At 70.4% G+C, this 12,333-nt stretch carries 14 protein-coding genes; 6 read left to right on the top strand and 8 right to left on the bottom strand.

Annotated elements, in window-relative coordinates; all coding sequences use genetic code 11:
• Positions 1–14: 14 nt before the first annotated feature.
• Genes ABZ928_RS14485 through ABZ928_RS14475 form a run of 3 tightly spaced genes read right to left on the bottom strand, consistent with a single transcriptional unit; the run spans position 15 to position 3,033 of the window.
• Complete coding sequence (locus ABZ928_RS14485; RefSeq protein WP_361518100.1) at positions 15–1,271, bottom strand: toll/interleukin-1 receptor domain-containing protein; 1,257 nt, start codon at positions 1,269–1,271, stop codon at positions 15–17.
• Positions 1,268–1,726, bottom strand: a complete 459-nt coding sequence (locus ABZ928_RS14480; RefSeq protein ID WP_361518098.1) for a hypothetical protein — start codon at positions 1,724–1,726, stop codon at positions 1,268–1,270. Before ABZ928_RS14480 ends, ABZ928_RS14485 begins: the two co-directional genes overlap by 4 nt.
• Before the next feature lie 29 nt (positions 1,727–1,755).
• The gene (locus ABZ928_RS14475) at positions 1,756–3,033 is read right to left on the bottom strand and encodes a toll/interleukin-1 receptor domain-containing protein (protein ID WP_361518096.1); all 1,278 of its coding nucleotides are present in this window, start codon (positions 3,031–3,033) and stop codon (positions 1,756–1,758) included.
• 187 nt (positions 3,034–3,220) lie between these two features.
• On the opposite strand from ABZ928_RS14475, the gene ABZ928_RS14470 reads away from it, so the two are divergent.
• Both ABZ928_RS14470 and ABZ928_RS14465 read left to right on the top strand, forming a co-directional pair.
• Complete coding sequence (locus ABZ928_RS14470; protein WP_361518095.1) at positions 3,221–4,330, top strand: GNAT family N-acetyltransferase; 1,110 nt, start codon at positions 3,221–3,223, stop codon at positions 4,328–4,330.
• Between the two features lie 103 nt (positions 4,331–4,433).
• Complete coding sequence (locus ABZ928_RS14465; protein ID WP_361518093.1) at positions 4,434–5,684, top strand: DegT/DnrJ/EryC1/StrS family aminotransferase; 1,251 nt, start codon at positions 4,434–4,436, stop codon at positions 5,682–5,684.
• 3 nt (positions 5,685–5,687) lie between these two features.
• On the opposite strand, the gene ABZ928_RS14460 is transcribed toward ABZ928_RS14465, so the two are convergent.
• Together ABZ928_RS14460 and ABZ928_RS14455 are read right to left on the bottom strand one after the other, a co-directional pair.
• Positions 5,688–5,819: a hypothetical protein gene (locus ABZ928_RS14460; protein WP_361518091.1), complete on the bottom strand. Its 132-nt coding sequence runs from the start codon at positions 5,817–5,819 to the stop codon at positions 5,688–5,690.
• Between the two features lie 10 nt (positions 5,820–5,829).
• The gene (locus tag ABZ928_RS14455) at positions 5,830–8,691 is read right to left on the bottom strand and encodes a BTAD domain-containing putative transcriptional regulator (RefSeq protein WP_361518089.1); all 2,862 of its coding nucleotides are present in this window, start codon (positions 8,689–8,691) and stop codon (positions 5,830–5,832) included.
• Positions 8,692–8,834: 143 nt separating this feature from the next.
• Between ABZ928_RS14455 and ABZ928_RS14450 the strand changes: the two genes are divergently transcribed.
• The 4 genes from ABZ928_RS14450 to ABZ928_RS14435 all read left to right on the top strand — a co-directional run bounded on the left by ABZ928_RS14450 (position 8,835) and on the right by ABZ928_RS14435 (position 10,604).
• Positions 8,835–9,074, top strand: a complete 240-nt coding sequence (locus tag ABZ928_RS14450) for a hypothetical protein (protein ID WP_361518087.1) — start codon at positions 8,835–8,837, stop codon at positions 9,072–9,074.
• A gap of 174 nt (positions 9,075–9,248) precedes the next feature.
• A complete protein-coding gene (locus tag ABZ928_RS14445) occupies positions 9,249–9,617 on the top strand; it encodes a hypothetical protein (protein WP_361518085.1) in 369 nt (122 codons plus the stop codon).
• 74 nt (positions 9,618–9,691) lie between these two features.
• A complete protein-coding gene (locus tag ABZ928_RS14440) occupies positions 9,692–10,162 on the top strand; it encodes a hypothetical protein (protein ID WP_361518083.1) in 471 nt (156 codons plus the stop codon).
• A 58-nt stretch (positions 10,163–10,220) separates the two neighbouring features.
• Positions 10,221–10,604 (top strand): peptidase inhibitor family I36 protein, encoded by a 384-nt coding sequence (locus tag ABZ928_RS14435; RefSeq protein WP_361518081.1) that lies wholly within the window; start codon positions 10,221–10,223, stop codon positions 10,602–10,604.
• A gap of 78 nt (positions 10,605–10,682) precedes the next feature.
• Here ABZ928_RS14435 and ABZ928_RS14430 read toward each other — a convergent pair whose 3' ends face one another.
• From ABZ928_RS14430 to ABZ928_RS14420, 3 genes are all read right to left on the bottom strand, one after another.
• Positions 10,683–11,447, bottom strand: a complete 765-nt coding sequence (locus tag ABZ928_RS14430; protein ID WP_361518079.1) for a hypothetical protein — start codon at positions 11,445–11,447, stop codon at positions 10,683–10,685.
• A 162-nt stretch (positions 11,448–11,609) separates the two neighbouring features.
• The gene (locus ABZ928_RS14425; RefSeq protein ID WP_361518077.1) at positions 11,610–11,780 is read right to left on the bottom strand and encodes an HGGxSTG domain-containing protein; all 171 of its coding nucleotides are present in this window, start codon (positions 11,778–11,780) and stop codon (positions 11,610–11,612) included.
• 126 nt (positions 11,781–11,906) lie between these two features.
• A partial coding sequence (locus ABZ928_RS14420; RefSeq protein WP_361518076.1) for a tetratricopeptide repeat protein occupies positions 11,907–12,333 on the bottom strand: 427 nt, incomplete at its 5' end.

Below are 12,333 nucleotides of genomic sequence, written 5' to 3'. Positions count from 1 at the left end.
AGATTTTGTACGGGTCAGTGTCCACGCCGCCGTGCCTCCTCGATACGCTCCCGGCGCCGCCGCTTCCGGATCGTCTCCGCCAGCTTTCCGGCGATCTCCAGGGGTGATATGTCCGCCGCCTCGATTCGCACGAGCTCGGCCAGTCGGTCGGGGAGAGGCGTGTGGTCCAGCCGTACGACGAGCAGGGTCGGGGTCGGCGTATCCAGGGCGATGTCGAGTTCGCGCCGGACCCAGGAGGAGGTGGCGGCGGCTTCGGACCAGAAGAGGACGAACGCGGTAGCCCGGCTGACGGCCCCGGTGACGTGCTCGGTCAGGGAGTCCCCCGGAAGCAGCTCCTCTGCGTCGATCCAGGTGCCGACGGCATGCTCGGCCCTCAACAGCCGATACGTGGCGGACACGAGGTCCTTGTCCCGGTGCGCGTGGCTCAGGAAGAGCGACTCCGGGGACCTGGTCGCCGCCTGGTTCCGGCGGCGCTCGACGTCGGCCGCGTCGGTGAGGAACCGGCATACGTTCACCATCCAAGCGGTGTTGTGGGGGCAGCGTTCCTGCCACACATCATTGGTCACCCGGCCGGCCATCAGCACGACGAACCCGGCCCCGGTCTGACACACCGACGCCCAGGGCACGTGGTCGGATTCCGGGCCTCCATCGGCGTATACGGTCGTGGAGTCCCTGTTGCACGAGGCGAGAAGGCCCTTGAAGGAGTGCAGCCGCACCGGCCAGCTGCAGAGGATCTCGGGGATGCCGTCATAGACAGGGCGGAGCCAGTCGCTGACGTACATGCGATCGGGCAGGCAGCGGATCACCTTCTGGGAGCCCGAATTCCGCATGTTGTCCTGGCCGACCAGCGGCCATGAGCCAGCCCGGTAAGTGGCCCGAGCCCCGAGGAAATCCGCCGCCTCAAGGTATCCGGCCTGCTGCCCGTGGAGAACGCTGAAGTCGGCGTCCGCCACGATCAGCGTCCCCCCGTCCTCCACGAACTCCTCAGCCAGGGGCCGCACGAGTCGCCAGGTGCCATCCCGCCCGGTGAGCAGGCCGCCCTCCATCACCACGACGTTCGGGGCGAATCCGAGGAACTCCGTCTCGGAGATGACGTCCCGTCGGATGGGCGAGTCCACCGGGGGCACGTTCTCCTCCCGGAACACGACATGGCCGAGCAACAGGTCCTCGGACTCGGCGCGGAGCCGGTCCACCAGGACCCGGCCGCCGAGCGCGCCCCTGCCGTTCATGCTCAGCGACTTCTGAAGGTAGACGGTACGCATCCCGCTCATGGCGCCGGAGTGCCGTGTCCGGGTCCGGGTCCGTGCCCGGGACCGTGCCCATGTCCGTCGCCGGTGATGGCGATGCCGATACCGCCGCCCGCCGCGACCGACCGCTCCCCGGACGCGACAACGACCGTCGTGGGGCCACCGCCACCCGGCAGCAGCGCGGCCAACTCACCCTCCAGCTCAGGATGTTGACGCAACGCCCGCCGAATCTCCTGCCGCAACACCCCCACCGCGTCCTCGTTCCCCGGCTCGGCCACAGCCTCCCGCACGGCGTCGGCCAGCCCCTCCCGACCCCGCTGACCGACACGGCGGTACGTCGCCTGAAGCAACCCACGCCCGACACCGGCCGCAGGACTCTCCGAGGCGCGCGCCCCGCCGGTGAGCACGTCGTTGCCGTACACCCCCAGCGACTCCTTCAGAAACGGCGTCATCCCTTGTACGAACTCGGCGTCCGCCATGTCACATCACCCCCACCCGCACGGTGTCCTCACAGCCCCGGTATCTCCTCTTGGCGAGGCGGCCAACCCGGAATCACGTACGCGGGCTGGAAGTTGGCGACGAGCCATTTGGCGCCCACCCTTCTCATCAGCAGGGAGAACCCCTGCGGGGGGTCGGCGCCGGGTGGGGCGAAGCCGACGATCTCGTAGTCGAGGCCGATGCGGCGCGGCAACTCGGGGATGGTCCAGGTGCCCGGATCCCACGCGGCGTAGTGATCGCGCAGGGCCTCGACCCGGCCGTCCAGCATCGTTTTGGAGACCTGGAGGTTCGGTTTCGGCTCCGCCAGGACCCGCACCAGCAGATCCCGGTCCTCCCCTTGAATCCAGGGGTGTGACGCGTTGGCGAGGATCCAGTCCTGGGCGAGGGCCAGCCGGAGGTTGTCGTCGAGTCTCTTCCAGACCTCGCCCGTCTTCCACTTCCGGCGCAGAAGGGTCAGCCAGTCGCGGGCGGCGCTCCCGGAACCCTGCTCGCCGTGATGCGTGTTCCAGTCCGAGGCGACGATGTCCAGCATGCCCTGGGCGCGCTGGTGCAGGTCGAGTTGGTTCGTGCCGTCGAGCGCCGACTGGAGGGCCTTCATCGCCAGTTCGACGTCGCCGCGTCGATGACTGAGGACACCGAAGAGGTAGGCGGCCTGGGCCAGCGGTTCGCCGCTCAGCCGCGCACCGGCGTCGCGGAGCCGCCCGAGCGCCTCCTCGATGCGTCCCGCGCGTGCCTCGGCCAGGGCCGCCGCCACCTCCGGGACCGAGGTGTCGCCGTCGAACCGCGCGGCGGAGTCGGGGGTGCCCAGGGCGGCGGGGACGGCGAGGGGGGTCCGGTGGAGGGTGCGGACGAGCTTGTGGAAGTCGGTGTCCTCGCCGTCACCGACGACGTAGGAGGCGGTGCCGTTCAGCGGATACGGGATGAGCGCCAGGTCCTCCCGGCGCAGGACGACCGGCAGGAACTTCGCCCGGTCCCGCCGCCCGTGGTACAGGTCCGCCGTGATCCAGCCGCCCTCCCACCGGACCCCGGACCCGACGCCCGCCGGCGACTCCCCGTTGAACCGCTCCACATAGGTGGCCGTCACCACGACGAGCACGAACTCGGCCTTCTCCAGCCGCTGCCGCATCCACTGCCACCACGACTCGGGCGGCCGGTGCTCGTCGAACTGGTCGATCCAGGCGCCCACACCCGCGTCCCGCAGCCGTTGGGTGAGGTTCCGCACCGCGATCCGGTGCTCCTCGCTGTCGTGCGAGTACGAGATGAGCACACGCCCGTCATCGTCATCCATAGAAAGGCCAATGTAGAGCCGCTCCCGCGGGCAAGGAGCGGAACCACCCACTCCGTACGGTTCCGTTACGACAGGCACTCTTGACAGTCTGCGTACTGTTTCGCGACGTTTGAGCCTCACCGCACAATGTGCGCGTGGCAGGACGCGGCCGGCGCGTCATGGGGGGAACTGGGGGGAGCGGTCGCCCATGCGATCCATGAGCAACTCCATGAGCAACCAGATCACGATCCACAGACCGGACGAACTCGGCAGCGGGCTCCGCGAGGCCTGGCACCGGGTGATGGACGAGTCGCCCGACTTCGGAAACCCGTTTCTGGCCCCGGAGTTCGCGGCCGGAGTGGGCAAGTACCGCGGCGGGGCCCGGGTGGCGGTCCTGCACGAGCACGGAGAGGCCGTCGGCTTCTTCCCGTACGAACGCAACGCGCTCGGCGTGGGCAGGGCCATCGGCCTCGGCCTCTCCGACTGCCAAGCCCTCGTCCATCGCCCCGGAGTCACCTGGGACATGGGGGAGTTGCTGAAGGCCTGCGGCATGTCGGTCTTCGAGTTCGACCATCTGGTCGACGAGCAGAAACCTCTCGGCCGCTACGTCACCGGGACCTTCGCCTCCCCGGTCGTCGACCTCAAGGCCGCCGAGGACACCTACCCCGAGTGGCTGCGCGGCGCCTACCCCGGCCTCGCCAAGACGGTCCTGAAGAAGGAACGCCGACTGGCCCGCGACCACGGCGAGCTGAGGTTCGTCTTCGACGAACGCGACCCCAAGGCGCTGCGCCAGCTGATGAGTTGGAAGTCGGCCCAGTACCGCCGCACGGGCCGCATGGACCGCTTCGCCCGCCCCTGGATCGTCGCCCTCACCGACCACCTCTTCCACGTCCGCGAGGAACACTTCACCGGCGTCCTCTCGGTCGTCTACGCCGGCGACACCCCCGTAGCCGCCCACTTCGGCCCCACCTCCCGCACCGTATTCGCGGCCTGGTTCACGGCGTACGACCCCGAACTCCGCTACTACTCCCCGGGCTTGATCATGCACCTGCGCATGGCGGAGGCAGCCGGCCGGCAGGGCGTGAGCGTGATGGACCTGGGACGCGGCGACAAGGAGTACAAGGACTGGCTCAAGACCCGTGAACTGCGCGTCGGCGAAGGCTTCGCCTACCGCCCGCACCCGGTGTCGGCGGCACACCGCCTGTGGCGCAGACCGGTGAGGGGCCTACGGAACACGGTCCTGGCCCACCCACACCTACGGGACCCGGCGGACCGGCTGCTGAAGACGGTGGGCGGGATCCGGGCGAGGGCACGCTGAACGGCGCCCCACCGCACCCCTGCTCCTTCACTCGCAACTTCACTCGGTCCTTCGTTTGGCCCTTCGTTTGATCCTTCATTCCCTTTTGCTGGAAGAGGTGACGATGCCGTACGGATCGCGGCTCGCCGCGACGATGACACGGCGGCTGGGACGGGAGTGCGTCTACACGCCCTCGGCGCGACTGGCCCTGTACCTCGCCCTACGGCGCTGGTGCCGCCCGGGCGCCCGGATCCTGATGTCCCCGGTGAACGACGACGTGATCCTCTTCGTCGTCCTCGCGGCGGGCCTGCGCCCGGTCATGGCCCCAGTGTCTCCCTGGGACGGCAACATCGACCCGCCAGCGGTACCGGAATCCACCTGGCGCAACGTGGACGCGGTGCTGACTACGAGCCTGTACGGCATGCCGGACCGAATAGTCGAACTACGCGACCGCTGCGAGCAGTTGGGCATCCCGCTACTGGAGGACGCGGCACACGCGATCGGCACACACGTGGACGGCCAGCCCATCGGAACCTTCGGCAAGGCGGCGGCCTTCAGCCTGTCCAAGCACGTGGCGGGGATGGCGGGCGGCTTCCTGGCGGTGGAGGACGCGACAACAAGACGCGAACTGGAGCGGCTCCGGGACGACCTCCTGACCCCGGCAAGACTGAGGGCAGACCTGTCGACGGCCCTACGCCCGCTGGCCCGCTCGACGATCCGCGCCCTGCACCTGGTACGCCCCACCTGGCGGACGATGCAACGCCTGGGCCTCCTGGAACGCGACCCCGATTCGTACCGCATGACCCTGCACGCCCAGCGCCTGTCCCAGTCCGCCAAGGAAGCCCCCAGCCTCCCGGCCTACGACCCCTGGATCCGCGTCGACCTCCACGACTACCGCTCCCGCCACGGCCGCCTGGTCCGAGCCGGCCTCAACCTCCGCCTGAACCTCCTCGACGAAAACCTCGCCCACCGCAGAGAGGGCGTAACCCTGTTGTCCGCCACCCCCTGGGCCTCCCCGGCTCTACGGGACCGAGCCGCCCACGATGGCCCTCTCCCCCTCTTCAGAGTCCCCCTGCTGGTGGAGAACCGAGACGCCCTGGTGGACCGCCTGGTCACCCACGGCCTGGTTACGGGCTACCTCTACGACCCACCCCTCGACGACTACGCGGGCCCGGACTTCGCAGACCCCTCCCCGGACCCGTCCCCGGCCCGCTGGTTCGCCTCCCACGTCCTCCCGGCAGACCCGCTGCTGGCCCGCAAGGTGGCGAAGTCCCTGACCAGGGAACACACCAAGACAGCCCACCCTCTGACGGCGACGCCCCCGACCCCATCCGCGATCCCGAACACGACTCCACCGGCCCCGCTCGGGCAGTGAGCGTCAGACAGGACGGGGGACGATCTTCACCGCGCGGTAGTCGTAGCCGTCCTGCTTGAAGCCGGGGGTCTCGGGGGAGTCGAGGACGCCCCAGCCATCCTCGTCGCGCCATTCGCGGACCGTCGCAAGAACCACGGGCGGCGGCCTACGAGGTCGTACGGGCGTCGCGGACGGCGAGTACGGCCTGGAACTGCCGTTGGGCCTCCTGGGCTTGGCCCAGCGCGAGGTAGGTCTGGGCGAGGCGGGTTCGGATGTCCATCTCCAGCCAGTCGTAGCCGGGAGTCGTGACCGGGGAGAGCAACTGGTGCTGGAGGAGGGCCTGATGGTGGAGGGTGAGGGCAGCGGTCGCGTTCCCCTCGGCCTCCTCCGCCGTGCCGAGGCGGGTCAGACTGCGGGCGCACAGGAAGACGTCCCCGACCTGCCCGGCGAGTCTGACCGCCTGGCTCAGAAGGCTCTTGGCCTCCCCGTACGCGCCGAGCCGGAGATGCACATCGGCGGCACAGCTCAGCACCCTGCCCAGCATCCGAGGCCGGCCACCCCGCCGCTCGGCATGCACCCGCGCCTCGGCGAAGCAGGCCAGCGCCTCCTCGTTCCGCCGCGCGAACTGGTGGACGAGACCGAGGACGACGAGGGCGATCCAGGCGAGCCAGTCGTCGCCCAGCGGCCGGCCCAGCTCCAATGACGCGAGGAGCCGGGGAACCGCCAGGTCGCCCTGGCCCACACTCAGGTCGACAGCCGCCAGCCCGGTGAGCGCATGTGCCTCCTGGACCCGATCCCCATGGCTCCGGCTCAGCTCCAGCGCCTCCTCGAACAGCACGCGGGCCTCCCGGTACCGGCGCTGGTGCACGGCCGTGTACGCCAGATGTGTCCGCAGGGCGATGTCCATCCGCCGGTCCGAGGCCTCACCCACATGCGCGAACGCGATCTCCAGCGCCGTCTGCGACTCGTGGTACCGCCCCTGCCGTACGAAGCTGTCGCACAGCGCCTGCGCGATCCAGCAAGCGAAGTCCATCTCCCCGTGCGCCACCGCGTGCCCCACCACATCGGCGAGCTCCCCACCCGCCGAGTCCAGCCAGCTCTCCGCCTCCCGCCAGTCCGCGAACGGCACGTCGGCGGACGGCCCCGGCCCACTGGCGAAAGCCACCGGACTCCAGTCGCTGGCCATGCGCGCCGCCTCCAGAAACAGCCGCAGCGCAGCCCTACGAGCAGCCCCCGCCCCCTCCGGCACCTCCTCCGCGAGCCGCCGCGCATGCACCCGCACCAGATCGTGCAGCCGGTACCGCCCCGGCCGCGGCTCCTGCAACAGACTCGCGTCGACCAGGCTCTCCAGGACCCGCTCGGTGTCCCGCACCGGCCACCCCAGCATCGTCGCCGGCACCAGCACATCGAACTCCACCGTCGGCACCAGCCCCAACACCCGGAACCCGGCGCGCTGTTCGCCCGACAGCTGGTCGTACGACATCCGAAAGGCGGCCTCCACACTCCGGTCCCCGACGCTCAGTTCCCCCAGTCGCCGCTCGTCGCCCGCCATCCGCCCCACCAGGTACTCCACCGTCCAGGCCCCCCGGTTCTGCAACCGCGACCCGGCGATCCGCAATGCCAACGGCAACCCGTCGCACAGCCCCGCCAGCCGCAGCGCCGCCTCCGGCTCCCGCTCCGCCCGCTCGGCGCCGATGATGTGCGTCAGCAGCGAGACGGCGTCCCCGCTCCCCAGCGGCTCCAGCGTGACCCGCAGATCGGCGTCCAAGCCGGCCAGCCGGCGCCGCCCGGCCACCAGCACCCGGCTCCCCGCCCCCGCGGGCAGCAACGGCCGTATCTGCTCGGCGTCCAGCGCGTCATCCAGCACGAGCAGCAGCCGCAACCCGCTGGTCGCCGCCCGCCACGCCGCCGTCAACCCGTCGAGATCATTGGGCAGTTCACCGTTCGCCGCGCCCAGCGACCGCAGCATCCGCTGCAACGCCCGCTCCGGCGACTGCCGCCGCTGAGTACTGTGCGCCCGCAGATCCACGAACAGACAGCCGTCCGGATGCTCGGCACTGAGCTCCCGGGCCGCCCGCACGACCAACGCGGACTTCCCGACCCCGGCGGGCCCGTCGACGGTCGCCACCGACACGGACCCGGGCGCCGCAGGCGCGACCAGCCGCGCCAGCTCCCCGTCCCGCCCGACCAACCGTCCGGCGTCACCCGGGAGTTCGTTGACCATACGGCGCCGGCGCACGGGTCCGGCGTCGAGGAGCCGTACGTCCTCCCGCCGCAACACGGCCTCGTGGACGCGCCGCAGCTCCGCCCCGGGATCCACCCCGAGCTCGTCCCGCAGCCGCTCGCTCATCTCCCGGTAGACCCGCAGCGCCTCCGCCTGCCGCCCACCGCCGTACAGGGCCCGCATCCGCAGCGCCGCCAGCGACTCGTCGTACGGTCCGGCCGCCGACAGCGCGGCGAGTTCGTCCAGCGCCTCGGTGTACCGGCCGAGCAGCACCAGACACTCCAGCCGCCCCGTCCGTACCGCCCGCAGCCGTTCCAGCAGCCGCTGCCGTTCGACGTCGGCGAACGGCCCCGGCAACCCCGCCAGCGGCTCCCCGTGAAACAGGTCCAGCGCCCCGGAGAACCGGGCCAGCGCGGAGCCGGGATCACCCGCGGCCGTCGCCCGCCGCCCCGCGTCGACGGCCTCATCGAGCTCGGCGACATCGGTCCGTAAGCCGTCCGCGACGAACCGGTACCCGCCCTGCCCGCCCCGGATGACGGACGCCTCGCCGCCCGCCGGATCGAGGGCCTTGCGCAGGGCATACACATAACTCGGCAGCACCCGGCTCCCGGAGTTAGGAGGCTGAACTCCCCATATCCCGTCCATCAGTTGCTCATGGGTGACGAGGACACCGGGCCGCAGCGCCAGCGCCACGAGCACCGCCTGCCGCCGGACGGGCCCGAGCTCCAGAGCCGTACGACCGCGCCACGCCCGCACCGGCCCCAGCACCGCGAGCCGCAGCCCGTGCGCAGACCCCCCGTCCACCGAAGCCTCCGCTCCGCCGCGCATCATCGAAATTTCATGAGCATTGCAGCGCCTCCGGTGAACCTTTGCAAGCGCCGGCGGCGGCCACCGGAGGGGAGCGGACACCGCCGGCGCACCCCCAACTGCCTTACCGGGAGCCGTACATGGCCGTACTGCAACGCCGCCGCGTCAACCAGGTCGTCACCGAGGCGGTGTTCGCCCACGACCGGGGCGACCCGACCTTCGAGGCGGCCATCGACATGGACCCGCGCGCCCGGGTCCCCGCACCCGGCCTGCGCGGCGCGGTGGCCGAACTCATCGCGGCGGTGGAGGCGGTGGGCTGGAAGTGCACGGCGGTCGAGTCCTTCGCGTCGTCCGTGGAGATGGCGTTCCTACGTCTCTGATGTCTCTGGCATCTCTCACGTCTCTCACGTCTCTGGCATCTCTGACATCTCTGACGATGACCGCGATACGACTACTCACCGTAACGGGTGGTGCTGAAGCTCACGGTGCGTAGCGGCGGTGGTGGCGGGGAAGGCAGCGCGTGCACTGTCCAACCCCTGTCCCCAGAGGTCCCCTTGAGACGCTTCACCGCCGTCGTGCTCTTCTGCGTGGCGCTCACCCTCACCACGGCACCGCCGCCCGCCGCGGCCCTCCCCGGCTACGTCTGCTTCTGGCCCGAGGTCGGCGAGACGGGCGCGGGCGGCGCCTGGTGCTACGACCCCGCGCGCGGCGGCTTCGCCGAACCCGAGGCCCGGGTGCTCCGGCACGCCAAGTCCTTCAGCTCACAGGTCAACAGGACGGTCTACGCCCTCCACTTCCCCTCCGGGGGCCGCTGTCTCCAGCGCACGATCTACGGCGGCGACTACTCCGAGGACTGGCAGGAGTGGTGGAACAAGTTCGACGGCGTCGACACCAACCCGCACAGCGACTGCGAGCCGGGGTGAGGATCGGAGCCGGGGTGGGGTCGCGAGGCGGGGTGGGGTCGCGAGGCGGGATGAGGGTGAGCGCCGGGGTGGGCGTGAGGGCACGCGTCCTGGCCGCCGTGTGCTGCCTCGCCGCCCTGACGGCCTGCGGAGCGCCGCGCGAACCCGCGCTGTCCCTCACCCCGGCCGACACCCTCAAGGCGGCCCAGCAACTGCTCACCGACCGCTGCCTGGCCCGCCAGGGCCTCACCCCGCCCCGCCCCGGCGGCCCGGCCCCGGGCCCTCGCGTGGACCGCGCCCTCTTCGGCACGGGCCACGCCGAACTGACGGTGAAGCTCCCCAGCGGCCCCGTCATCGCCCACCACACCGACGGCTGCCTCGCCGCGGCGGAACGCCGGCTCTACGGCGACCAGGGCCGCTGGTTCCGGGCGGTGACGCTGGTGAACAACCTCAAGTCCGAGGCACCGCCGGCTGACCGGGCGACGTACCGAAGCCTCCGCGCACACGGCCTGACGGAGGCGCGAACGCTGCTGGCCTCGGAGTACGCGCACAAGAACCCTTCGTAACAAGAGTTCATCCCTCTCTTCCCTCTCACCCCTGCGCAACGACTGAAAGGCACCCTTGATGAAGCACCCCGCCGCCCTCCTGGCCGCCGCCCTCCTCGCCACCGCCGCGGCCCTCACCACCGCCTCCCCGGCCTCCGCCGCCGAGTGCCCCAGCGGCAACTTCTGTGCCTGGACCGACGCCAACTACGGCGGCCAGCGCATGAACGCCTCCGGCGACGACGAGTGGTGGGAGAGCTGGATCGCCGACGAGGACTCCTCCTGGGCCAACCACGGGATCTCGGGACCCGGAGTCAAGGACCACGTGAAGGTGTACGAGTCCGCGATCCAATTCCCGTCCACGGGCGGTGCGATGACGATCTGTCTGCGGCCTGGTGACGAGGTCGCGTACAACGCGACGGCCAATGACCGGGGTGACGCGCATGTGTGGGCGATGGGCTGTTAGCCGGGTAAGGGCCAGGGGCCGGTTCGAGAGGCGTGCGCCTCTCGAACCGGCCCCTGCCGGTGTCCGCGCCGTCCCGCGTCAGCGCACGTCGACGAAGTCGCCCGTCGCCTTCACCGCGGCGGTCGTGGTGGTACCGGCGAAGTTCCACCGCCAGTAACCGTCCCGGGTGGCCGTTACGGTCGTCCTCAGCTTGCCCGTGCTGTCGCTGTTCACCGTCTTGACCGTGGAGTAGGTGCTGCTGCCCTTCGGGCGGAACTGCAGCCGCACGGGCTGGCCGGTGTAGCCGGCGTAGACGTACTTGTCCCAGTTGGCGCGGGCGAGCTTGCCCGTGACCGTGATGCTCTTGCCCTTGGTGACCGGCTCGGGCGAGGCGTCGACACCGAGCGTGGCCCGCCGCTTGACGGGGTGGGTGCCGTAGACGCCGCCGTAGTAGTCACCGTCCTTGGCCTGGAACTGGACGTACACGTCCCAGGGGCCCGCGAGGGTGTTGCGGGGCAGGTCGATGTCCTTCTCCAGCCTCACCGTGAGCTTGCAGCTGGAGGTGGTCGAGCTGACGGCGGTGCACGAGGGCTCACCGTGGAACGACCAGTAGTCGTCCCCCTTCTCGCGGTCCAGTTGCAGGAACGCGAGGTCCTTGCCGATCCCCGAGTCGTCGGACACGGTCACCGCGATCGTGAACGACTCCGTCCTCGACGTACCGAAGACGATGGACTTACCGCTGTTCACCGACACCTTCTCGATCGTCACACCGGTCTCCGCGGCGTACGCGGCCGGTGCGGTGAGAAGAGAGCCGGAAAGGATGAGGGCACCGCTGAGAACGGTGCCCGTGACTGCTGCACGCATGAATCCCCACCACTTTGCTTCGCGTCCGCCGCCGACCATGGAACCCCCAGGTCATGGGCGCGACAGGTGGGGTGAGGATACGGCACGGGGGGGGAGGGCGGCCGAGGGGTGGCTGAGGGGTGGCCGATGGTGTGAGCGATGTCGGGGTGGGTGGGCTTCGGGTCAGCGCTTCCGGCGTATCTTGCGCTTCTTCTCCTTGGCTTCCTTTTCCTTGCGCTGGGCTATGCCGTACGACGTGAATGAGCCCTGGTGGATCGGGCAGCGGCCGGTACCTGTCACGACCTGCCGCTGACACCGGCCTCCCGTCTTCGTGCGCGCACCGCACTTCGCCATGGCCTCTCCCTTGTCCGAGTTGTGCGATGGGCGGGGTTCGGAGCACTGAGGAGGGTGGCGCGGTGTCGCCGGGTTGGGAAGGCGTGAAGCGGGGCGAGGGGGTGCGCGCCGGGCGTTGGGGCGGGGTCAGGGGTGGGGGCGGGGAGGGTCGGGGGTGGGTTCGGGTTCTGTGGCGTTCATGATCGCGGTCACCGGGCCGTCCGGCAGCAAGTCTTCGAGGATGGACCGGAAGGTGTTGTCGCCGAGGAGGGCTCTTTGCTGGCTGAGCCAAGCGAGAACCGTCCCGTGTGGGACTCCGATCTCCAGTTGCAGGCTCAGAGATTTCACCAGGTAGGGCACGCCTTCGGCTGGGCGTTCCTGCACGGTACGGAGTACGCCTAGCTGGCCAAAGCTGGTGGCGATGCCGGAGCGGTCGCCGAGTTCCTCGTCGATGGCGAGGGAGGCGCGGTAGTGGTTCTCGGCTTGCTGGTAGTCGCTTCGAAGCTCCGCGATCATGCCGAGTTGGTGGTAGCTGCTGGCGATGCCGGAGCGGTCGCCGAGTTCCTCCTTGATG

The organism is Streptomyces sp. NPDC046909, assembly GCF_040644695.1.
In the GTDB taxonomy this organism is placed as follows: Bacteria; Actinomycetota; Actinomycetes; order Streptomycetales; family Streptomycetaceae; genus Streptomyces.
The sequence above is the reverse complement of the archived record's forward strand: the minus strand, read 5'-3'. Positions and strand labels throughout refer to the sequence as shown.